Below are 24355 nucleotides of genomic sequence, written 5' to 3'. Positions count from 1 at the left end.
CGCGGGTGCGCGGGCCCGCCGTCGGCGGGTGGGGCGGCGGTGGCTCAGATCAGCGTCACCGGGGGCTGCCCGGCGCGCGGACGCCACGGGTCGAGCAGGCCGGGCTCCGGCTCGGTCTTCTCCAGCTTCGGCAGCCGGGACGTCGAGAGCCGGTAGCTGATCCGCCAGCCGGCCTCGGTGCGGACCAGGATGTCGTAGTAGTCACCGCCGTGGATGCTGCCGTCGGCCAGCAGCCCCAGGTACCGGCTGCGGGTGCGGACGGTGCCGTCCTCGTCCACCAGCACCACCGTGTCCAGGGTCTGGTGGTCGACCGTGCCGACGACGAACCGGCGGGTGAAGTCCCGGGCCGCCTCGATGCCGACCAGCTCGTAGCCCCGGCCGATGGTGTTGCGCACCGTGACGTCCTCGGTGAAGACCAGGTCCAGGGCGTCCGCGTCACCGTTGTCGAACACGTGCGAGAACAGCGACAGGGTCTGCCGGATCTCGGCGAGGTCGGTGGCGAGCAGCTTGCGGGTCATGGGGTTGCCTCCAACTGCCGGACCACGCCGAGGCGGTCGGGCAGGACGTTGTAGCGGACGACTTTGCCGTCCCTGATGGTGAGCGTGCTGATGCTGGCGCCGCTGAACGGCCTGCCGGTGGCCGGGACCCCGAAGAACTCCCCGAGCTGGACGCCCTCCAGCCGCCAGAAGACCACCACCCGGTCGCCCTCGGCGATCAGGTCGGTGATGGTGGTGCGGGCACCGCCGACGTTCTCGAAGAGCCACACGGCGTGCTCGCGGAAGTCCTCGCGGCTGCCCCGGCCGCCGGGGCCGACCCGGGTCTCGTCGGCCGCGTCCTCGGCGATGATCTCCTCCAGGAGGTCGAGCCGCCGCTCGTTGACGAGTTCCTCGAAATAGCGCCGGGCGACTTCCTTGTTCCTGGCGAGTTCGGTTCTGCTTTCCTCGGCGATTTCCTGCCCCATTCATGCCCTCCTCTTCAGTGCCCGCCGCGGTCGTCCGGGCGGGAAAATGGGTCTGCCGGTGGCGCTCGGCTATTCGCCGGGGCGGCCCGGCGGCGGCAGGATGCCGGTGCTGGCGATGATCCCGCCGTCGACCGGCAGCGTGACACCGGTGATGAAGGACGCCGCCGGGGAGGTGAGGAACCAGATCACCTCGGCCTGCTCCCGGGCGTCCGACCAGCGCAGCAGCGGGATCCGCGCGGTCAGCACGGCGGCCGTCTCCGGGTCCGCCAGCACCCCGGCGGTCATCGCGGTGATCGCGCCGCCGGGGGCGATCGCGTTGATCCGGATGTTCTCTGACGCATAGTCAAGCGCGGCTGCCCGCACCAGGTTGATCGAGGCGGCCTTGGAGGCGTTGTAGCCCCAGACCCCCGGGTCGCCGCGCAGCCCGGAGATGGACGAGGTCACCACGATGGAGCCGCCGCCGACCGCCCGCAGCGCCGGGACCGACGCCCGGATGCCCGCCGCCACGCCGCGCACGTTCACCGCCAGCACCCGGTCGAAGCGGTCCAGCGCCCCGGCCGACTCCAGCGGCCCGGCGCCGCCGATACCCGCGTTCAGGACGGCGGCGTCCAGGCGGCCGAACCGCTGGAGCGCCAGCCGCACCATGGCGTTGTTGACGGCCTCGCTGGACACGTCGCCGACGAGCGTGGCGAACGCCTCGCCGTCGCGCGCGGCGAGCTCCTTGAGCCCGTACTCGTTCACGTCGACCGCGACCACGCGGTAGCCGCGCTCGGCGTAGAGCTCGGCGGTCGCCCGGCCGATTCCGGAGGCCGCGCCGGTGACGACGACGACGGGTGGCACCATTCTGTCTCCTCGGATGGATGTCAGGGGTTCGGGTGGGGTTCGGGTGGGTCCGCGACGGATCCGCGGTGGGGTGGTCAGCCGAGCCGGTCGATCCAGTCCCGGATGGCCGCCACGGTCAGCTCGGCGTCCTCCTCCAGCACCGAGAAGTGGTCGCCGTGGACGTCCGCCTCCTCGACGTCCAGCGGCCAGTAGGCCTGCCAGTCGACCGGGCTCGCCGGGTCCAGGTCCATGCCCTCGACCGGGTCCAGCGCCCGCAGCAGCAGCGTCGGCGCGGCCAGCGGCTTGGGCTCCCAGCCCGCGAAGATCCGCAGGTAGCCGCCCATGGTGCTGAGGCTGTGGTCGTTCCAGGGCATCTCGTAGCGCTCGATCCGGTCGAGCATCCCCTGGATCATGGCGGCCAGCCACCAGCCCCGGATGCCCTCGTCGCGCGGGCCCTCGATCGGGTAGGTGTCGATCAGCGCCAGGCCGGTCGGGATCACCCCCCGGTCCTCCAGACCGGCGGCGACCGCGTGCGCCACGCAACCGCCCATCGAGCGGCCGACGATGACGAAGGGGTCGTCGCCGACCACCTTGAGCGCCGCCTCGACCTGCATCCCGACGAAGGTCTCCAGACCGTCCGGCAGCGGGTCGCCGTCGCCGAACCCGGGCGCCGGGAAGACGAAGACGTCGCGCTCGGTGCGCAGGGTGTGGCCGAGCCGCGCGTACTCGTGCGGGCCGGAGATGGCACTGAGCGACGGGAAGCAGAGGATCTTCGTCCGGGCCGGTCCGGTGCCCAGCTGGAGCGGCGTCAGGGTGTGCCGCTCCGCCGCCCTGGCGTCGAACTCCGACCGCAGGTGGGAGGCGACGATCAGCAGCTCGGACGCGGTCAGGTAGCTGCCCTGGGCGCACAGCTGCTGGTACAGCGTGGCCAGCGGCCCCTGCGCGGCGATCCGGTCCAGCGCGTCCAGGGGATTGCGCTCGGACCGCTGCTCCTGCTCCTCCTGGTCCTGCTGGTCGGCGTCGAGCGGGTCGGCGGGCAGCTCCTGCGGGAGGTCGCCGATCCGCTGCAACAGGTACCCGGCCAGCCGGACCGGGGTCGGGTGGTCGAACACCAGCGTCGCCGGGAGCAGCAGCCCGATCCCCCGGTTCAGCCGGGTACGCAGCTCCACCGAGGTCAGCGAGTCCAGGCCGAGCTCGCCGAACGGCCGGTGCGGGCCGACCGCGTCGGCGACCGTGCCGAGCACCGAGGCGGCCTCGGCCCGGACCGCGTCCAACAGGAAGGCCTCGCGCTGCTCCGGCGCGACCGCCGCCAGCCGACTGCGCAGCGAGGAGGCCGCCGGGCGGGTCCTGGCCGCGAGGCCGGAGCCGCGCCGGGCGCCGCGGACGGGCGCGCCCGGGGTGATCCAGTAGCTGCTCCGGTCGAAGGCGTAGGTCGGCAGGTCCACCCGCTGCGGCTGGAGCCCGGACAGCACGGCCTCCCAGTCCACCGCGCGGCCGTGGATCCGTGCCTGCCCCAGCGCCGCCGCGACCGTGTCGGCCTCCGGACGACCCCGGCGCAGCACCGGCAGCACCACCGGCGGCAGGCCGTCCGCGACCTCCGGCAGGGAGTCCTGGGCCAGCGCGGTGAGCACCCCGTCCGGTCCCAGCTCCAGGAAGGTACTGGCGCCGAGCTCGGCCAGCTGCCGCAGCGCGTCGTGGAAGCGGACCGTGCCCTGCACCTGGCGGACCCAGTGGTCGGCGTCGCCCAGCTCCTCGGCCGTGGCCAGGAGCCCGGTCAGGCTGGAGACCAGCGGGATCCTCGGCGCGGCGAAGGTCAGCCCGGCGGCCACCTCGCGGAACTCCGCCGCGATCGCCGCCACCTGCGGGGAGTGGAACGCCTGCGCCGTCTCCAGCCGCCTGCTGCTGCGGCCCAGGGCCTCGAAGCGGCAGGCGATCGACAGCGCCAGGTGCTCCTCGCCGGAGATCACCACCGCCTCCGGGCCGTTGACCGCGGCCAGGCCGACCTGGTCAACGTGCTCGGCCAGCACCGGGGCCAGCTCCTCCTCGGAGACCTGGATGGCGAGCATCGCGCCGTCGGCGGGCAGCCGGTCCAGCAGCCGGGCCCGGGCGGCGACCAGGGCCGCCGCGTCCGGCAGCGAGAGCACGCCCGCCACATGTGCCGCCGTCAGCTCGCCGATCGAGTAGCCGGCGACCACGTCCGGGCGCACCCCCCAGGACTCGAACAGCCGGAACAGCGCCACCTCGACCGCGAACAGCGCCGGTTGGGCGTACACCGGGCGCCGCAGCAGCGCCGCGTCGCCGCCGTCGGTCAGCACGGCGTCCCGGACCGACCGGTCCACGTGCCCGCTCAACTGCTTGTCCAGCTCGGCCACCGCCGCGTCGAAGGCGGCCGCGAACGCCGGGTGCGTGGCGTACAGCTCGCTGCCCATGCCGGTGCGCTCGCTGCCCTGACCGGTGAACAGGAAGGCCAGGCCGCCGGGCCGCTCCGAGCCGCCGACCAGCTGCGGCGCGGGCTCGTCGGCCGCCACCGCCGCCAGGCCCGCCAGCAGGGCGTCCCGGTCGGCGGCGACCACCACGGCCCGCTCGGAGAGCAGCGCCCGCGAGGTCGCCAGCGAGTGGGCCAGGTCGGCCGGGCGCAGCCCGGGGTCGCTGACGATCCGCGCGGTCAGCCGCTCGGCCTGCCGACGCAGCGCCGCCGGGGTGCGCGCGGACAGCACGAAGGGCAGCGGCCGCCGGAGGTCGGGGGCCGCGGTCCTGGTCGGCGCCGCCTCGGCCGGAGCCGGGGTCTCGGCGGGCGTGACCGGATCGGGGGCGTCGGCCGGGGCCTGCTCCAGGATCACGTGGACGTTGGTGCCGCTGGCACCGAAGGCGGACACGCCCGCGCGGCGCGGGCGGCCGGTCTCCGGCCAGGCCCGGGCCTTGGTCAGCAGCTGCACCGTCCCGGCCGACCAGTCCACGTGCGGGGTGGGCTCCGCCACGTGCAGCGTCCGCGGCAGCACGCCGTTGCGCAGCGCCTCCACCGTCTTGATCACCCCGGCCACCCCGGCCGCCGCCTGGGCGTGGCCGATGTTGGACTTGAGCGAGCCGAGCCACAGCGGCCGGTCGGCGGGCCGGTTCTGGCCGTAGGTGGCGATCAGCGCCTGGGCCTCGATCGGGTCGCCGAGGGTGGTGCCGGTGCCGTGCGCCTCGACCGCGTCGACGTCGGCGGGGTTCAACCGGGCGTTGGCCAGCGCCTGCCGGATGACCCGCTGCTGCGCCGGGCCGTTGGGGGCGGTCAGGCCGTTGCTCGCGCCGTCCTGGTTGACGGCGGTGGAGCGGACCACCGCGAGGATCGGGTGGCCGAGCCGCTGGGCGTCGGACAGCCGCTCCAGCAGCAGCAGTCCGGCGCCCTCGGCCCAGCCGGTCCCGTCGGCGTCGGCGGCGAAGGCGCGGCAGCGACCGTCCACCGACATGCCGCGCTGGCGGGAGAACTCGATGAACCCCTGCGGGGTGGACATCACGGTGGCGCCGCCGGCCAGGGCGAGGTCGGACTCGCCGGAGCGCAGCGACTGCACCGCCAGGTGCAGCGCGACCAGGGAGGACGAGCAGGCGGTGTCCACGGTCACCGCCGGGCCCTCGAAGCCGAAGGTGTAGGCGATCCGGCCGGAGGCGACGCTGTCCAGCGAGCCGATGCCGAGGTACCCCTCCAGATCCTCCGGCGCCTCGTGGTGCCGCGGAGCGTAGTCGCCGCCCGCGATCCCGGCGAAGACCGAGGTCTTGCTGCCGCGCAGGGTGCCGGGCTCGATCCCGGCCCGCTCCAGCGCCTCCCACGCGGTCTCCAGCAGCAGCCGGTGCTGCGGGTCGGTGGCCAGCGCCTCGCGCCGGGAGATCCCGAACAGCTCGGCGTCGAAGTCGGCGGCCTCGGGCAGGAAGCTGCCGTGCCGGGTGTAGGTCTTCCCGGGGCTGTCCGGGTCCGGGTCGAACAGCTCCTCGATGTCCCAGCCGCGGTCCGCCGGGAACTCGGTCACGGTGTCGCCACCGGCCTCCACCAGCTGCCACAGCTTCTCCGGGGAGTCCGCGCCGCCGGGCAGTCGGCAGGCCATCGCGACGATCGCGATCGGCTGCGAGGTGCTCGCCTCCAGCTCGCGCACCCGCTTCTGGTACTGCTGGGCATCGGCGATCGCACGCTTGAGATAGGTGCGCAGTTTCTCGTCATCGGCCATGGCCGGCGGGCTCCTTCGGGGCAGGTCGGGTCGGGTCGGAGCGCATCAGAGCGAATCCAGGTCGTTGTCCATGAGCGCGAAGAGCTCTTCGTCGGTCGCGACGTCGATGTCGATCGCGTTGCCGCTGTCGCTCTCGCTGCCGCCGGTGCTCGAAAAGACGGCGGTGGCGTCCAGCTGCGACAGCAGTCCGCGCAGGCGGGCGACGATCTCGGGCCGTTCCGCGTCGTCCAGGACGGACGCCGCGACCCTGCTCTCCAACTGGCCGAGCGACACGAAGGCGGAGGGCAGCGCCGACACCTCGGTGAGCGCGAGTTCCGCGTCCAGGTGGTCGGCGATGGCGACCGGCGTCGGGTGGTCGAAGACCAGGGTCGCCGACAGCGCCAGCCCGGAGGCCTCGCGCAGCCGGTTGCGCAACTCCACGGCGGTGAGCGAGTTCAGCCCGAGATCCTTGAACGCGCCGTTGGCGTCGACGGCGGTGGGGGAGCTGTGCCCGAGGACGACCGCGGTCTCGGCCAGAACCAGGTTCAGCAGCAGCACCGCCCGCTCCTCGGCGGTGGCCCCCACCAGCTGCTCCCGCAGTCTGTCGGCGTCCTGAGTTGACGGTTCGTCAACTGCGCCCAGGGCGCCGTCGGCCAGCTCGGGACGCGGGCCGGTGACGGGTGCGCTGTCCAGCCAGTAGTGCTCGTGCTGGAAGGCGTAGCTGGGGAGGGGAACGTGCTGCCGTGGGGTGGTGTCGTCGTTTTCGGGTTGCCAGGTGACCTGGGTGCCGTGGACGAAGGTTTCGGCGAGTGAGGTGTGGAGGCGGTTGAGTCCGCCTTCGTCGCGGCGCAGGGTGCCGGTGACGGTTGCCTGGTGGTCGATCTCCTCCAGTGTTCCTTGGATGGCGGTGGTGAGGACGGGGTGGGGGCTGATTTCGATGTAGGTGTGGTGTCCGGTGGTGGCGAGGGTGTGGGTGGCTTCGTGGAGTCGGACGGTTTGGCGCAGGTTGGTGTACCAGTAGGTGGCGTCGAGGGTGGTGGTGTCGATCCAGGTGTTGGTGACGGTGGACAGGAGGGGGATGGTGGCGGTTTGGGGGGTGATGGGGGCGAGGTCGTGCAGGATCTGGTCCTGGATGCGTTCGACCTGGGCGGAGTGGGAGGCGTAGTCGACGGGGATCACCCGCACGCGAATGGCCTGCGCTTCCAGCGAGTTGACGAGCTCGGTGATGGCCTGGACCTCACCGGAGACGATCGTCGTGGCGGGTCCGTTGACGGCGGCGACGGAGATGCGGTCCGCCCAGGGCGCCAGGCGCTGCTGTACCTGGTTGGTGGGGAGGTTGATGGAGGCCATGGTGCCGTGGCCGCTGAGGGTGTTGATGGCTTGGCTGCGGAGGGTGATGATGCGGGCGGAGTCGGTGAGGGTGAGGGCGCCGGCGATGTGGGCGGCGGCGATTTCGCCTTGGCTGTGTCCGATGACGGCGTCGGGGTGGATGCCGTGGTGTTGCCACAGGCGGGCGAGGGAGATCATGACGGCCCATAGGGCGGGTTGGACGACGTCGACGCGGTCCAGGGTGGGTGTGTTCGGGGTTTGGTGGAGGACGTCGAGGAGGTTCCAGTCGGTGTGCGGGGCGAGGGCGTCGGCGCACTGCTGGATGTGGTGGGTGAAGATGGGTGAGGTGGTGAGGAGTTCGGTGGCCATGGCGGGCCACTGGGATCCCTGTCCGGGGAAGACGAAGACTGTTTTGCCGGTGGGGCGGACGTGTCCGCGGGTCAGGCCGGGGGCGGGGGCGTTGGTGGCCAGGGCGCGCAGGGCGGTCAGGTAGTCCTGCGGTTCCTCGGCGACGATCACCGCCCGCTCGTCCAGCAGCGCCCGCGAGTGCAGCAGTGCGGTGGCGATGTCGGCCGGGTGCGGGGCGTCCGGGGTTTCGGCGAGGGTGAGCAGGCGTTCCGCCTGGGCTGCCAGCGCGTCCGGGGTCCGGGCGGAGAGCACCCACGGCAGGGGCGTGGCCGGAGCGGTCGCGGGCTGCGACTCGACGGCCGGGGCCTGCTCCAGGATCACATGCGCGTTGGTGCCGCTCACCCCGAAGGAGGAGACCGCAGCGCGACGCAACTCACCGGCAGGCGACCAGTCCTGGGTATCCGTCAGAAGCTGGACGCTGCCTTCGGTCCAGTCGACGTGGGGTGAGGGCTGGTCGACGTGGAGGGTCTTGGGCAGCACACCGTGCTGGATCGCCTGGACCATCTTGATGACCCCGGCGACCCCGGCGGCGGCCTGGGTGTGGCCGATGTTGGACTTCAGTGAGCCGAGCCACAGCGGTCGGTCGGCGGGGCGGTTCTGGCCGTAGGTGGCGATCAGGGCCTGGGCCTCGATCGGGTCACCGAGGGTGGTACCGGTGCCGTGTCCCTCGACCACGTCGATGTCGGCCGGGGTGAGTCGGGCGTTGGTCAGGGCCTGCCGGATGACCCGCTGCTGCGAGGGGCCGTTCGGCGCGGTCAGGCCGTTGGAGGCGCCGTCCTGGTTGACGGCGGAGCCACGGACCACGGCGAGGATCGGGTGGCCGAGGCGCTGGGCGTCGGACAGCCGTTCCACCAGCAGCAGGCCCACGCCCTCGGCCCAGCCGACGCCGTCGGCGGCACCCGCGTACGCCTTGCAACGGCCGTCGGGGGACAGGCCGCGCTGCCGGGAGAACTCGGTGAACGCCCCGGGCGAGGACATCACGGTGACGCCGCCGGCCAGGGCGAGGTCGGACTCGCCGGAGCGCAGCGACTGGGCGGCCAGGTGCAGTGCGACCAGGGACGAGGAGCAGGCGGTGTCCACGGTCACCGCCGGGCCCTCGAAGCCCAGCGTGTAGGCGATCCGACCGGTGGCCACGCTACCCGCGTTGCCGTTGCCGACCAGGCCCTCCAGGCCGACCGGGACCTCCTGCAGCCGTGGCGCGTAGTCGTGGTACATCACCCCGGCGAAGACGCCGGTGCGGCTGCCGCGCAGGGAGGTGGGGTCGATGCCCGCGTTCTCCAGGGTCTCCCAGGCGGTCTCCAGCAGCAGTCGCTGCTGCGGGTCGGTGGCCAGCGCCTCGCGCGGGGAGATCCCGAAGAAGCCCGCGTCGAACAGGGCCGCGTCGTCCAGGAACCCGCCGTGGCGGCTGTAGGACGTACCGGCGTGGTCCGGATCCGGATGGAACAACCGCTCCAGGTCCCAGCCACGGTCGGTCGGGAACTCCGACACCGCGTCCACACCGTCCGCCACCAACCGCCACAGGTCCTCCGGCGAACGCACCCCACCCGGATAGCGGCACGCCATCCCCACGATCGCCACCGCCTCATCCGACGAACCACCCTCGACCACGGCCGAGGCCGTCGGCGCGGCGTCGGCCTCGGCCGGGAGCAGTACCGTGCGCAGATAGCCGACGAGGTCAGCCGGGGTGGGGTAGTCGAAGGTGAGCGTGGCCGGGAGGCGCAGCCCGGTGGCCGTGTTGAGCCGGTTCCGCAGCTCGATCGCGGTCAGCGAGTCGAGCCCGAGGTCGCTGAACGCGCGCCGCGCGCCGATGGCGTCCGTGTCGGCGCTGAGCACGACCGCCACCTCCGCCCGGACCAGCTCCAGCAGCGCCGCATCGCGCGCCGAGGCGTCGTCCAGACCGGCCAGGCGCAGCGCCAGCGGGTGCCCGCCGCCCTGGGCGGTGGTTCCGGCGGCCCGGCGCGCGGGCCTGACCAGTCCGCGCAGCAGCGACGGCAGGGTCTCGGCGGAGGCCTGGCGGCGGAGCGCGGCCAGATCCAGCGGGGCGGGCACCAGCACCGCCCGGTCCAGGCGAAGGGCCGCGTCGAACAGGTCCACCCCCTCGGCCGACGACAGCGCCCGGATGCCGAAGCGGGCGGCGCGGCCCAGATCGGCCTCGCCGAGGTGCGCGGTCATGCCGCTGGCCTGCGCCCACTGGCCCCAGGCCAGGGACTGCGCGGGCAGTCCGGCGGCGCGGCGGTGCTGGGCGAGGGCGTCCAGGAAGGTGTTGGCGGCGGCGTAGTTGGACTGGCCGGGAGCACCGAGGACCCCGGAGACCGAGGAGAACAGCACGAAGGCGGCCAGATCCAGATCCCGGGTCAGCTCGTGCAGGTTCCAGGCCGCGTCGGCCTTGGGCCGCAGCACGGTGTCGAACCGCTCCGGGGTGAGCGAGGCCAGCACTCCGTCGTCGAGCACACCCGCGGTGTGCACCACGGCTGTGAGCGGCTGCTCGGCCGGGATCCCGGCGATCAGCCCGGAGAGGAAGTCCCGGTCCGCCGCGTCTCCGGCGGCGATGGTCAACTCGACTCCGAGCGCGGTCAGTTCCTCCCGCAGCTCGGCCGCTCCCGGGGCCTGTGCGCCGCTACGACTGGTCAGCAGCAGGTGCTTGACACCGTGTCGGGAGACCAGGTGCCGGGCCAGCAGTGAGCCGAGGACTCCGGTGCCGCCGGTGACCAGCACGGTTCCGGCGGGGTTCCACGGGAGTTCGGCGGTGTCGGAGGCGGACTCGGCGCGGACCAGCCTCGGCACGCTCACCGATCCCGCGCGGAGCGCGAGTTGCGGCTCGTCACGGTGGACGAGGCCAGGCAGCAGGACGAGTGACGCCACGTCAGCATCGGTGTCGACCAGCAGGATCCGGCCGGGGTGCTCCGACTGGGCCGAGCGGAGCAGCCCCCACAGCGGCGCGGCGACCAGGTCCGGGGACTCGTCCGGGGTGACCGCGACCGCCGCTCGGGTGGCCACGACCAGCAGCGTGGACTCCAGCCGGGTGTCGGCGGACCAGCCGCGCAGCAGCTCCAGCCACCGGTGGGTGGCCGCGTGCACGGCGGGCACCGGTGAGGCGCCGTCGGCGGTGGCAGCCGTGGCGTCGACCAGCAGCAGCTCGGGCGCGGGGGTACCCGCGTCCAGGGCGGCGGCGAGTGCGGCGAGGTCCGGGAACGCCTGGACCTGCTCGGCCCCGGGGAGCAGCGCCTGGGGCTCGGCGCCGATCACAGCCCAGGTACGCGACTCGGCCGCCGGTGCCGGGTCCGCCCCCGCCAGCGGCGTCCAGGCGAGCCGGAACAGCGAGTCCTGCTGCCGGTCCGCGGTGGCGTCGCCCGCCGCGCGCAGCTGCTCGGCCGAGACCGGGCGGGTGACCAGGGACTCGACGGTGACCACCGGAGCCCCGCTGCCGTCGGCGGTGTCCAGCACCAGCTCCTCCGAGCCGACGGCCCGCAGCCGCACCCGCAGTGCGGCGGCGCCGGAGGCGTGCAGCCGCACCCCCCGGTAGGCGAACGGCAGCCGGTGCCGGGCCTGCGGCGAGTCCTGGAGCGCGGCGAGGTGCAGCGCGGCGTCCAGCAGCGCCGGGTGCACGCCGTAGCGTCCGGCGGCCTCCCGCTGCTCCTCGGGGAGGGCGACGTCGGCGAAGTACTCGTCGCCGCGCCGCCAGGCCGTGCGCAGTCCGAGGAACGCGGGCCCGTACTCAAGTCCGGCCTCGGCCAGAGCGGTTCGGACGTCGGCCAGCTCGACCTCGGTGGCCCCGACTGGCGGCCAGCTGCCGCCGAGGCTGTCCGTGGCCGCCTCCGGAGTCGAACCCGCGTGGGAGAGTACGCCGTTGGCGTGCCGGGTCCAGTCGCGGGCGTCACCCTCGGTCGCGGCCTCGGGCCGGGAGTGGACGGTGACCGTGCGCCGTCCGGCGTTGTCCGGAGCGCCCACGGCGACCTGGAGCTGGACCGCGTCGCGCTGGTTGAGGATCAGCGGTGTCTCGATGACCAGTTCGTCCAGCAGGTCGGCGCCGAGTTCGTCCCCGGCCCGGATCGCCAGTTCCACGAAGGCCGTTCCCGGGACGAGCACCGTGCCGAGGACCGCGTGGTCGGCCAGCCACGGGTGCGACTGCAACGACAGGCGTCCGGTGAACAGCGCGCCGCCCGCGTCGGCGAGGCCCACGGCCGCGCCGATCAGCGGGTGAGCCGCCGGGGTCAGCCCCAGGCCCTTGGCGTCCGTGTCGGTCGACTCCGGCTGGTCCAGCCAGAAGCGGCGCCGCTGGAAGGCGTAGGTGGGGAGGTCCAGCCGGTGTCCGGGCGGGCCGCCGAGGAAGGCGGTCCAGTCGACCCGGCCGCCGTTGACGGCGATATGGGCCAGGGCGGTGACCACGGTCTCGGTCTCCGGCCGGTTGCGGCGCAGCGCCGGGACGAGCAGCGGGCCCTCGCCCTCGGGACGCTCGCCCAGCGACTCCCGCACCATGGCGGTGAGCACGCCGTCCGGTCCGAGCTCCACGAACGCGGTGACTCCGGCCGACTCCAACTCACCCACCACGTCCCGGAACCGCACGGGCTCGCGGACGTGCCGGACCCAGTAGTCGGCGCTGCCCAGCTCCTCCGCCGTGGCCACGACACCGGTCAGGTTGGACACCACCGGGATCCGCGGTGCGGCGAACGACAGTCCGGCGGCCACCTCGCGGAACTCGGCGAGCATGCCCTCCATGTGCGCCGAGTGGAAGGCGTGGCTGACCCGCAGCCTGCGGGTGCGGTGGCCCTGCTCGGCGAAGTGCCCGGCCAGATCGATGACCGGCTCCTCGTCACCGGAGAGCACCACGGAGGTGGGGCCGTTGACGGCGGCGATGCCGACCCGGGCGGCGAGCGGCCCCCGGTTCGCCAGCTCGGCCAGTACCTCGGCCTCGGTGGCCTGCACGGCGACCATCGCGCCGCCGTCCGGCAGCGCCTGCATCAGCCGTGCCCGGGCGGCGACCAGCGCCGCCGCGTCCTGGAGCGTGAGCACGTCCGCGACATGAGCGGCCGTCAGTTCGCCGATGGAGTGGCCGGAGACGAAGTCGGGCTGTACGCCCCAGGATTCGAAGAGCCGGAACAGCGCCACCTCGACCGCGAACAGTCCGGTCTGGGTGAACACGGTCCGGTCCAGCTGTCCGCTGTCCGCCTCCGTCGCGGAGAAGACGATCTCGCGGACGGTGCGGTCGACATGACCGGCCAGGTGCCGGTCCAGCTCGTCCGCCACGGCGTCGAAGGCCGCTGCGAACACCGGGTAGCTGTCGTACAACTCACGGCCCATGCCCAGCCGTTGGCTGCCCTGGCCGCTGAAGAGGAAGGCCAGGCCGCCACCGGTGGTGGCCGCCGAGGCGCGTACCAGCTGCGGCCCTGACTCGCCCCTGGCCACCGCGCCCAGGGCGTCGAGCAGCCCGATCCGGTCCCGGGCGACGACCGCGACCCGCTCCTCCAGCAGCGCCCGGGAACCGACCAGCGCGTGCGCGACGTCAACGGGCTCCGGCTCGGTTCCGGCCTCGACGAAGGAGATCAGCCGCTCGGCCTGGGCCCGGAGCGCCGCCGGGGTCCGCGCGGACACCAGCCAGGGCAGCGCCTCCGGCGCCGGGGACGGCTCGGCGGCGGTCTCCTCGGGGGACGCCTGCTCGACGGCGGGGGCCTGCTCCAGGATCACGTGCGCGTTGGTGCCGCTCGCGCCGAAGGCCGAGACGCCGACCCGGCGCGGGGCGCCGGTCTCCGGCCACTCCTGAGCCTCCGTCAGAATCCGTACGTTGCCTTCGGTCCAGTCGACGTGGGGTGAGGGCTGGTCGACGTGGAGGGTCTTGGGCAGCAGGCCGTGCTGGATCGCCTGGACCATCTTGATGACCCCGGCGACACCGGCCGCCGCCTGGGTGTGCGCGATGTTCGACTTGACCGAGCCGATCCACAACGGCCGTTCCGCCGGGCGGTTCTGGCCGTAGGCGGTGATCAGGGCCTGGGCCTCGATCGGGTCGCCGAGGGTGGTGCCGGTACCGTGCGCCTCGACCGCGTCGATGTCGGCCGGGGTGAGTCGGGCGTTGGTGAGGGCCTGCCGGATGACCCGCTGCTGCGAGGGGCCGTTGGGCGCGGTCAGGCCGTTGGAGGCGCCGTCCTGGTTGACGGCGCTGCCACGGACCACGGCGAGGATCGGGTGGCCGAGCCGCTGGGCGTCGGACAGCCGCTCCAGCAGCAGCAGCCCGGCGCCCTCGGCCCAGCCGGTCCCGTCGGCGGCGGCGGCGAACGCCTTGCAGCGGCCGTCCTCCGCCAGCCCGCGCAGCCGGGAGAACTCCTGGAACGCCAGCGGCGAGGCCATCACGGTGACGCCGCCCGCCAGCGCCAGGTCGGACTCGCCGGAGCGCAGCGACTGGGCGGCCAGGTGCAGCGCCACCAGCGACGCCGAGCAGGCCGTGTCGACGGTGACGGCCGGGCCCTCGAAACCGAAGGAGTAGGCGATCCGGCCGGAGGCGACGCTGCTGGCGTTGCCGTTGCCGATGTAGCCGTCGACCGAACTGGGCACCTGGTTCAGCCGGGCCGCGTAGTCCTGGCCGTTCATCCCGGCGAACACACCGGTCCGGCTGCCCTTCAGCGGCAGCGGATCGATCCCCGCCCGCTCGAAGACCTCCCACGCGGTCTCCAGCAGCAGCCGGTGCTGCGGGTCGGTGGCCAGGGCCTCGCGCGCCGAGATCCCGAAGAAGTCCGCGTCGAAGTCGGCCACCCCGCGCACGAAGGCGCCGTTGCGGGTGTAGGACTTCCCGGGGCTGTCCGGGTCGGGGTCGTAGAGCCCCTCCACGTCCCAGCCGCGGTCGGTCGGGAAACCGCCGACGGCGTCGCCGCCCGCGGCCACCAACTCCCAGAGCAGCTCCGGGGTGTCCAGACCGCCGGGCAGCCGGCAGGCCATGCCAACGATGGCGATCGGCTCCTGCGCGTCCTCCTGCACCTTGTGCAGGCGCTGCTGGGTGTCGTGCAACTCAGCGGCCACCCGCTTGAGGAGGTGTCGTATCTGATCGTCGCTCATGTTGCTTGTCCTCTCTCGTGAGGTGAAGGAGTCAGGAGATGCCGAAGGTCTTGCCGATGAGCTCGATCAGCTCGTCGTCGGAGTCCGAGGAGTCCAACTCCTCTGCCACGCTCGGGCCGCCGGGACCGGCCGCACCGACCGGAACGGCCGTCCAGCGGGCGACCACCTCCTGTAGCCGGGCGGTCATCGCGGACCGCTCCGACCGGTCGGCCACCAGCGCGCCCAGCGTCGACTCCAGCCGGTCGATGTCCGCGAGCACGGTGTCCACGCTCACCTCGGCCACCGGTGCCAACTCGGCTTGCAGGAGTTCGGCGAGGGCGGTGGGGGTGGGGTGGTCGAAGACGAGGGTGGCGGGGAGGCGCAGGCCGGTGGCGGTGTTGAGGCGGTTGCGGAACTCGACGGCGGTGAGCGAGTCGAAGCCCTGGTCCCGGAACCGCTTGCCCGGCTCCACCGCGTCCGCCGACGCGTGCCCCTGCACCGCCGCCGCCTGCTCACGGACCAGGCGCAGCAGCGTCCGCCGCTGCTCGGCCGGGGAGAGCGCGGCCAACTGGCCGGCGAAGTCCGGCGCGCTGGGACGGGAGGGGCCGGCCGCGGCCGCCGCGGCGCGCCGGGCCCGCTGGACCGCCGGGAGCTCGTTCACGAGCGGGTGGTCGCGGTCGCGGAAGAGGACCGTCCAGTCGATGTCGCAGACCATCAGGTGCGACTCGTCGTCGTCCAGGACCTGGCCGAGCGCGGACACCGCCAGCTCCGGCGGCAGCATGGTGAGGCCCTGCCTGCCGAGCTTCTCTTCGATCTCGGGTGCGGCGATGCCGCCGCCTGCCCAGTGTCCCCAGGCGATGGAGGTGGCGGGGAGGCCTTGGGTGCGGCGTTGGGCGGCGAGTGCGTCGAGGAAGGCGTTGCCGGGGGCGTAGTTGCCCTGTCCGGCGACGCCGCAGACTCCGGCGACGGAGGAGAAGAGGACGAACGCGGACAGGTCCAGGTCCCGGGTCAACGCGTCGAGGTGCAGTGCGCCGTTCACCTTCACGCTGACCGCGCGGTCCAGCTGATCCACCGTCAGTGCGCCGATCACGGCGTCCTCCAGGACGGCGGCGGTGTGGAACACACCGGTCAGCGGAAACTCCTCGGGGATACCGGCGAGCACCGCCTCCAGTTCGTCTCGGTTGGTGATGTCGGCGGTGGTGATGGTGACTTGGGTGCCGAGGTTGGTGAGTTCGGTTTGGAGTTGGGTGGCGCCGGGTGCGTGGGGTCCGCGTCGGCTGATGAGGAGGAGGTGGGGTGCGCCTTGGTGGGCGAGCCAGCGGGCGAGGTGGGTGCCGAGGGCGCCGGTGCCGCCGGTGATGAGGGTGGTTCCGGTGGGTTTGTAGGGGGTGGTGTTGGTGGTGGGTTGGTGGGGGTTGTGGGTTAGTCGGCGGGTGTGGGTGGTGGTGTTGCGGAGGGCGAGTTCGTGTTCGGGGTGGGTGGTGGGTTGGTTGAGGAGGTTGGGGAGTTGGTTGTAGTGGTGGGGTTGTGGGTGTTGGGGGAGGTCGATGAGTCCGCCCCAGGGGGTGGGGTTTTCGACGTCGATGATGGTGCCGAGGCCCCAGAGGAGTGCGTGGGTGGGGTTGGTGAGGGGGTCGGTGGGGTGGGTGCTGATGGCGGTTTGGGTGATGAGCCACAGGGGTGCTGTGGTGGTGGTGTCTTGGAGGGCTTGGGTGAGGGTGAGGGTGGTGGCGTAGAGCCAGGGGAGGGTGGGGTGGTTGGGGTGGGGTCGGTTTTCGAGGGCGAGGAGGGAGATGATGCCGGTGAGGGGTTGGGTGTGTTGTTGGAGTTGGTGGGTGATGGTGGTGCGGTCGGTGGTGTGGTTGATCAGGAGGTGGGTGGTGTGGGCGCCTGCTTGGGTGAGGGCTTCTTGGGTGGCGGTGGCGATGGGGTGGTTTTGTTGGTCGGTGGGGAGGACCAGGAGCCAGGTGCCGGTGAGGGTGGTGGGTGGGGTCTGTGGGAGTTCTCGCCAGACGACTTTGTGTCGCCAGGCGTCGACGGTGGTGGCGGACTGGCGTTGTTCCCACCAGGTGGACAGGGCGGGCAGTACGGTTCCCAGTGACTCGCGGACCGCGTCGTCACCGACACCCAACGTGTCCGCCACCTGCGACAGGTCACCGCGCTGCACGGTCTCCCAGAACCGGGCGTCGACGGCGGACTGGCCACCCACCGGACCGGTCTCGGCGGGGACCTGGTCGATCCAGTAGCGCTCCCGCTGGAACGCGTAGGTCGGAAGCTTGGTCGGCGCGGGCCGGACGCCCTCGGCTACGGGCTGCCAGGTGATGGGGGCACCGTGGACGAAGGTTTCGGCGAGTGAGGTGTGCAGGCGGTTGAGTCCGCCGTCGTCGCGGCGCAGGGTGCCGGTGACGGTGTTGGGGTGGTCGGTGGTTTCGAGGGTTTCTTGGATGGCGGTGGTGAGGACGGGGTGGGGGCTGATTTCGATGTAGGTGTGGTGTCCGGTGGTGGCGAGGGTGTGGGTGGCTTCGTGGAGTCGGACGGTTTGGCGCAGGTTGGTGTACCAGTAGGTGGCGTCGAGGGTGGTGGTGTCGATCCAGGTGTTGGTGACGGTGGACAGGAGGGGGATGGTGGCGGTTTGGGGGGTGATGGGGGCGAGGTCGTGCAGGATCTGGTCCTGGATGTGTTCGACCTGGGCGGAGTGGGAGGCGTAGTCGACGGGGATGAGGCGGGCGCGGATGTTGTCGGCTTCGGCTGCGGCGACGAGTTCGGTGACGGCTTGGGTTTCGCCGGAGACGACGGTGGTGGCGGGTCCGTTGACGGCGGCGATGGAGATGCGGTTGCCCCAGGGGGTGAGGCGGTTTTCGAGGTCGGTGGTGGGGAGGTTGATGGAGGCCATGGTGCCGTGGCCGCTGAGGGTGTTGATGGCTTGGCTGCGGAGGGTGATGATGCGGGCGGAGTCGGTGAGGGTGAGGGCGCCGGCGATGTGGGCGGCGGCGATTTCGCCTTGGCTGTGTCCGATGACGGCGTCGGGGTGGATGCCGTGGTGTTGCCACAGGCGGGCGAGGGAGATCATGACGGCCCATAGGGCGGGTTGGACGACGTCGACGCGGTCCAGGGTGGGTGCGTTCGGGGTTTGGTGGAGGACGTCGAGGAGGTTCCAGTCGGTGTGCGGGGCGAGGGCGTCGGCGCACTGCTGGATGTGGTGGGTGAAGACGGGTGAGGTGGTGAGGAGTTCGGTGGCCATGGCGGGCCACTGGGATCCCTGTCCGGGGAAGACGAAGACTGTTTTGCCGGTGGGGCGGACGTGTCCGCGGGTCAGGCCGGGGGCGGGGGCGTTGGTGGCCAGGGCGCGCAGGGCGGTCAGGTAGTCCTGCCGTTCCTCGGCGACGATCACCGCCCGCTCGTCCAACAGCGCCCGCGAGTGCAGCAGTGCGTATCCGACGTCCTCCGGGCGGAGGCTCGGATCGAGGTCGAGTGTGGTGGCGAGGCGCGCCGCCTGCGCGGTCAGTGCCTCGGGGGAGTGGGCGGAGAGCACCCAGGGGAGCGCCGCCGAGGGCTCGGGTTCCGGCTGCGGGTCGACGGCCGGGGCCTGCTCCAGGATCACGTGCGCGTTGGTGCCACTGACACCGAACGCCGACACCCCGGCACGACGCGGTTCACCTGTCTCCGGCCATTCTTGATGGTCAATCAGGAGCTGCACGCTGCCTTCGGTCCAGTCGACGTGGGGTGAGGGCTGGTCGACGTGGAGGGTCTTGGGCAGCAGGCCGTGCTGGATCGCCTGGACCATCTTGATGACCCCGGCGACCCCGGCCGCGGCCTGGGTGTGGCCGATGTTGGACTTGAGCGAGCCGAGCCACAGCGGCCGGTCGGCGGGCCGGTTCTGGCCGTAGGTGGCGATCAGCGCCTGGGCCTCGATCGGGTCACCGAGGGTGGTACCGGTGCCGTGTCCCTCGACCACGTCGACCTCGGCCGGGGTGAGTCGGGCGTTGGTCAGGGCCTGCCGGATGACCCGCTGCTGCGAGGGTCCGCTGGGTGCGGTCAGGCCGTTGCTCGCGCCGTCCTGGTTGACCGCGGTCCCGCGCACCACGGCGAGGATCGGGTGGCCGAGGCGTTGGGCGTCGGACAGTCGCTCCACCAGCAGCAGGCCGACGCCCTCGGCCCAGCCCGCACCGTCGGCGGCACCCGCGTACGCCTTGCAGCGGCCGTCCACGGACATGGCCCGCTGCCGGGAGAACTCCACGAAGGTGTTGGGCGAGGACATCACCACGACGCCGCCGGCCAGGGCGAGGTCGGACTCGCCGGAGCGCAGCGACTGGGCGGCCAGGTGCAGCGCGACCAGGGACGAGGAGCAGGCGGTGTCCACGGTCACCGCCGGGCCCTCGAAGCCCAGCGTGTACGCGATCCGACCGGTGGCCACACTGCTGGCGTTGCCGATACCGAGGTACGCCTCAAGCTCCTCCGGCGTGCTGCCGAGGCGGCTGGCGTAGTCGTGCCCGGCTATTCCGGCGAAGACGCCGGTGCGGCTGCCGCGCAGGGAGGTGGGGTCGATGCCCGCGTTCTCCAGGGTCTCCCAGGCGGTCTCCAGCAGCAGTCGCTGCTGCGGGTCGGTGGCCAGGGCCTCGCGCGGGGAGATCCCGAAGAAGCCCGCGTCGAACAGGGCCGCGTCGTCCAGGAACCCGCCATGACGGCTGTAGGACGTACCGGCGTGGTCCGGATCCGGATGGAACAACCGCTCCAGGTCCCAGCCACGGTCGGTCGGGAACTCCGACACCGCGTCCACACCGTCCGCCACCAACCGCCACAGGTCCTCCGGCGAACGCACCCCACCCGGATAGCGGCACGCCATCCCCACGATCGCCACCGCCTCATCCGACGAACCACCCTCGACGACCACCACGGCCGTCTGCTGGGCCTGCTCGCCCACGAGTTCGCGGTGCAGGAGTTCGGCGAGGGCGGTGGGGGTGGGGTGGTCGAAGACGAGGGTGGCGGGGAGGCGCAGGCCGGTGGCGGTGTTGAGGCGGTTGCGGAACTCGACGGCGGTGAGCGAGTCGAAGCCCTGGTCCCGGAACGTCCGCGCGCCGTCGACCGCGTCCGACGAGGTGTGCCCCTGGACGGATGCCGCCTCGGCGCGCACCAGCTCCAGCAGCAGACGACGCTGCTCGGCCTGCGGAAGTCCACGCAGGCGCCCGGCCAGGCCGGACGCGTCAGCGGGCTCCTCGGTCGGGAGCAGGGTGCTGCTGGACTGCCGGGTGGACTGGAGCTGCGGGAGCTCGTCGATGAGCCGACGGTTGCGGTCGCGGAAGAGGACCGTCCAGTCGACATCGACCACGACCAGGTGCGGATCGTTGTTGTCCAGCACCTGCCCCAGCACGGTGACGGCCTGCTCGGGCGGCAGCTCGGTGAGGCCCTGGCGGCGCAGCTTGGCCTCGATCTCGGGTGCGGCGATGCCGCCGCCTGCCCAGTGTCCCCAGGCGATGGAGGTGGCGGGGAGGCCCTGGGTGCGGCGTTGGGCGGCGAGTGCGTCGAGGAAGGCGTTGCCGGGGGCGTAGTTGCCCTGTCCGGCGACGCCGCAGACTCCGGCGACGGAGGAGAAGAGGACGAACGCGGACAGGTCCAGGTCCCGGGTCAACGCGTCCAGGTGCAGTGCGCCGTTCACCTTGGCCTGGAGTGCGCTCTCAAGTTGCTCGACCGTCAGGTCACCGATCAGCGCGTCGTCCAGGACGGCGGCGGCGTGGAACACGCCGGTGAGCGGCAGGTGCGACGGGATCAGCTTGAGTGCGTCGGCCAGTTCGTCTCGGTTGGTGATGTCGGCGGTGGTGATGGTGACTTGGGTGCCGAGGTTGGTGAGTTCGGTTTGGAGTTGGGTGGCGCCGGGTGCGTGGGGTCCGCGTCGGCTGATGAGGAGGAGGTGGGGTGCGCCTTGGTGGGCGAGCCAGCGGGCGAGGTGGGTGCCGAGGGCGCCGGTGCCGCCGGTGATGAGGGTGGTTCCGGTGGGTTTGTAGGGGGTGGTGTTGGTGGTGGGTTGGTGGGGGTTGTGGGTGAGTCGGCGGGTGTGGGTGGTGGTGTTGCGGAGGGCGAGTTCGTGTTCGGGGTGGGTGGTGGGTTGGTTGAGGAGGTTGGGGAGTTGGTTGTAGTGGTGGGGTTGTGGGTGTTGGGGGAGGTCGATGAGTCCGCCCCAGGGGGTGGGGTTTTCGACGTCGATGATGGTGCCGAGGCCCCAGAGGAGTGCGTGGGTGGGGTTGGTGAGGGGGTCGGTGGGGTGGGTGCTGATGGCGGTTTGGGTGATGAGCCACAGGGGTGCTGTGGTGGTGGTGTCTTGGAGGGCTTGGGTGAGGGTGAGGGTGGTGGCGTAGAGCCAGGGGAGGGTGGGGTGGTTGGGGTGGGGTCGGTTTTCGAGGGCGAGGAGGGAGATGATGCCGGTGAGGGGTTGGGTGTGTTGTTGGAGTTGGTGGGTGATGGTGGTGCGGTCGGTGGTGTGGTTGATCAGGAGGTGGGTGGTGTGGGCGCCTGCTTGGGTGAGGGCTTCTTGGGTGGCGGTGGCGATGGGGTGGTTTTGTTGGTCGGTGGGGAGGACCAGGAGCCAGGTGCCGGTGAGGGTGGTGGGTGGGGTCTGTGGGAGTTCTCGCCAGACGACTTTGTGTCGCCAGGCGTCGACGGTGGTGGCGGACTGGCGTTGTTCCCACCAGGTGGACAGGGCGGGCAGTACGGTTCCCAGTGACTCGCGGACCGCGTCGTCACCGACACCCAACGTGTCCGCCACCTGGGCCGGGTCGCCGCCTTCCACCAGCTTCCAGAACTGCGCGTCAGCACCCGGCGAGCCGAGGCCGAAGGTGGTCTCCCCGGCGGGCTTGGTCGCGTCGAGCCAGTAGCGCTTCCGCTGGAAGGCGTAGCTGGGGAGGGGAACGTGCTGCCGTGGGGTGGTGTCGTCGTTTTCGGGTTGCCAGGTGACCTGGGTGCCGTGGACGAAGGTTTCGGCGAGTGAGGTGTGGAGGCGGTTGAGTCCGCCTTCGTCGCGGCGCAGGGTGCCGGTGACGGTTGCCTGGTGGTCGATCTCCTCCAGTGTTTCTTGGATGGCGGTGGTGAGGACGGGGTGGGGGCTGATTTCGATGTAGGTGTGGTGTCCGGTGGTGGCGAGGGTGTGGGTGGCTTCGTGGAGTCGGACGGTTTGGCGCAGGTTGGTGTACCAGTAGGTGGCGTCGAGGGTGGTGGTGTCGATCCAGGTGTTGGTGACGGTGGACAGGAGGGGGATGGTGGCGGTTTGGGGGGTGATGGGGGCGAGGTCGTGCAGGATCTGGTCCTGGATGCGTTCGACCTGGGCGGAGTGGGAGGCGTAGTCGACGGGGATCACCCGCACGCGAATGGCCTGCGCTTCCAGCGAGTTGACGAGCTCGGTGATGGCCTGGACCTCACCGGAGACGATCGTCGTGGCGGGTCCGTTGACGGCGGCGACGGAGATGCGGTCCGCCCAGGGCGCCAGGCGCTGCTGTACCTGGTTGGTGGGGAGGTTGATGGAGGCCATGGTGCCGTGGCCGCTGAGGGTGTTGATGGCTTGGCTGCGGAGGGTGATGATGCGGGCGGAGTCGGTGAGGGTGAGGGCGCCGGCGATGTGGGCGGCGGCGATTTCGCCTTGGCTGTGTCCGATGACGGCGTCGGGGTGGATGCCGTGGTGTTGCCACAGGCGGGCGAGGGAGATCATGACGGCCCATAGGGCGGGTTGGACGACGTCGACGCGGTCCAGGGTGGGTGCGTTCGGGGTTTGGTGGAGGACGTCGAGGAGGTTCCAGTCGGTGTGCGGGGCGAGGGCGTCGGCGCACTGCTGGATGTGGTGGGTGAAGACGGGTGAGGTGGTGAGGAGTTCGGTGGCCATGGCGGGCCACTGGGATCCCTGTCCGGGGAAGACGAAGACTGTTTTGCCGGTGGGGCGGACGTGTCCGCGGGTCAGGCCGGGGGCGGGGGCGTTGGTGGCCAGGGCGCGCAGGGCGGTCAGGTAGTCCTGCCGTTCCTCGGCGACGATCACCGCCCGCTCGTCCAGCAGCGCCCGCGAGTGCAGCAGCGCGGTGGCGATGTCGGCCGGGTGCGGGGCGTCCGGGGTTTCGGCGAGGGTGAGCAGGCGTTCCGCCTGGGCTGCCAGCGCGTCCGGGGTCCGGGCGGAGAGCACCCACGGCAGGGGCGTGGCCGGAGCGGTCGCGGGCTGCGACTCGACGGCCGGGGCCTGCTCCAGGATCACATGCGCGTTGGTGCCGCTGACACCGAACGCCGACACCCCGGCGCGACGCAACTGACCTGTTTCCGGCCACTGCTGAGCATCCGTCAGCAATGCGACGGTCCCGGCCGACCAGTCGACGTGCGGCGACGGCTCGTCCACGTGCAGGGTCTTGGGCAGCACACCGTGCTGGATCGCCTGGACCATCTTGATCACCCCGGCGACACCGGCCGCCGCCTGGGTGTGGCCGATGTTGGACTTGAGCGAGCCGAGCCACAGCGGCCGGTCGGCGGGCCGGTTCTGGCCGTAGGTGGCGATCAGCGCCTGCGCCTCGATCGGGTCACCGAGCGTGGTACCGGTGCCGTGCGCCTCGACCGCGTCGACCTCGGCCGGGGTGAGTCGGGCGTTGGTCAGGGCCTGCCGGATGACCCGCTGCTGCGAGGGGCCGTTCGGGGCGGTCAGCTGGCTGCTGCGGCCGTCCTGGTTGACCGCGCTGCCCCGGATCACCGCCAGTACCCGGTGCCCGAGCCGCTGGGCGGCCGAGAGCCGCTCCAGGACCAGGACGCCGACCGCCTCGCCCCAGGCCGTGCCGTCGGCGGCACCGGCGAAGGCCTTGATCCGGCCGTCGCGGGCGAGGCCGCGCTGGCGGCTGAACTCGATGAAGATACCGGGGGTGGACAGCACGGTGACGCCGCCGGCCAGGGCCAGGTCGGACTCGCCGGAGCGCAGCGACTGCACCGCCAGGTGCAGCGCGACCAGCGAGGACGAGCAGGCGGTGTCCACGGTCACCGCCGGACCCTCGAAGCCGAAGGTGTAGGCGATCCGGCCGGAGGCCACGCTGGAGGTGTTGCCGGTCAGCACATAGCCGTCGGTCTTCTCGGCCGGTGGATGGTGCAGGCTGGGGCCGTAGTCCTGGGCGATGACTCCGGCGAACACGCCGGTGGCGCTGCCGCGCAGGGTCGAGGGGTCGATGCCCGCGTGCTCCAGTGCCTCCCAGGAGGCCTCCAGCAGCAGCCGCTGCTGCGGGTCGGCGGCCAGCGCCTCGCGCGGGGAGATCCCGAAGAACTCGGCGTCGAACTCGGCGGCCTCGTGCAGGAACCCGCCTTCGCGGACGTAGGTCTTGCCGGTGCTGTCGGGATCCGGATCGTAGAACCCGTCGAGGTCCCAGCCCCGGTTCAGCGGGAAGCCGCCGATGACGTCCCGCTCCTCGGTGACCAGTTGCCACAGGTCGTCGGCGGAGGCGGCGCCGCCGGGGAAGCGGCCGCTCATGCCGACGATGGCGATCGGCTCGCTCTGGGCTGACTCAGTGTCACGAAGTCGCTGCCGGGTCTGATGCAGTTCGGTGGCCACCCGGTTGAGGTAGTCCCTGAGCTTTTCCTCGTTCGCCATGCGGTCTCAGCCTCTTCGTTAGTCATGGGTGCCCGGTTCGGGCGC

6 protein-coding genes are annotated in these 24355 nt (G+C 72.2%); all 6 read right to left on the bottom strand.

Annotated features, from left to right (window positions below):
* Window positions 1–44: 44 nt before the first annotated feature.
* Window positions 45–518 carry a nuclear transport factor 2 family protein gene (locus tag GXP74_RS25870; protein ID WP_182453633.1) on the bottom strand — a complete coding sequence of 158 codons (474 nt, stop codon included), beginning with the start codon at window positions 516–518 and terminating at the stop codon, window positions 45–47.
* Complete coding sequence (locus GXP74_RS25865) at window positions 515–961, bottom strand: ester cyclase (RefSeq protein ID WP_182453632.1); 447 nt, start codon at window positions 959–961, stop codon at window positions 515–517. The genes GXP74_RS25870 and GXP74_RS25865 overlap by 4 nt, the downstream gene beginning before the upstream one ends.
* 69 nt (window positions 962–1030) lie before the next feature.
* Window positions 1031–1804, bottom strand: coding sequence for an SDR family NAD(P)-dependent oxidoreductase (locus GXP74_RS25860; protein WP_182453631.1), 774 nt, complete (start codon window positions 1802–1804; stop codon window positions 1031–1033).
* A gap of 74 nt (window positions 1805–1878) precedes the next feature.
* Window positions 1879–5943, bottom strand: coding sequence for a type I polyketide synthase (locus GXP74_RS25855; RefSeq protein ID WP_370468567.1), 4065 nt, complete (start codon window positions 5941–5943; stop codon window positions 1879–1881).
* Between the two features lie 87 nt (window positions 5944–6030).
* A complete protein-coding gene (locus GXP74_RS25850) occupies window positions 6031–14742 on the bottom strand; it encodes a type I polyketide synthase (RefSeq protein WP_182453629.1) in 8712 nt (2903 codons plus the stop codon).
* A 31-nt stretch (window positions 14743–14773) separates the two neighbouring features.
* Entirely contained in the window at window positions 14774–24310 is a 9537-nt protein-coding gene (locus GXP74_RS25845; protein WP_182453628.1) for a type I polyketide synthase, read from the bottom strand.
* Window positions 24311–24355: the final 45 nt, after the last annotated feature.

The organism is Streptacidiphilus sp. P02-A3a, from assembly GCF_014084105.1.
Lineage (GTDB): Bacteria > Actinomycetota > Actinomycetes > Streptomycetales > Streptomycetaceae > Streptacidiphilus.
The sequence above is the reverse complement of the archived record's forward strand: the minus strand, read 5'-3'. Positions and strand labels throughout refer to the sequence as shown.

Excerpts from the sequence above, each read along its gene's own strand:
- GXP74_RS25860 (WP_182453631.1), bottom strand. The coding sequence starts at position 1,804 with ATGGTGCCACCCGTCGTCGTCGTCACCGGCGCGGCCTCCGGAATCGGC.
- GXP74_RS25850 (WP_182453629.1), bottom strand. The coding sequence starts at position 14,742 with ATGAGCGACGATCAGATACGACACCTCCTCAAGCGGGTGGCCGCTGAG.
- GXP74_RS25845 (WP_182453628.1), bottom strand. The coding sequence starts at position 24,310 with ATGGCGAACGAGGAAAAGCTCAGGGACTACCTCAACCGGGTGGCCACC.
- GXP74_RS25865 (WP_182453632.1), bottom strand. The coding sequence starts at position 961 with ATGGGGCAGGAAATCGCCGAGGAAAGCAGAACCGAACTCGCCAGGAAC.
- GXP74_RS25870 (WP_182453633.1), bottom strand. The coding sequence starts at position 518 with ATGACCCGCAAGCTGCTCGCCACCGACCTCGCCGAGATCCGGCAGACC.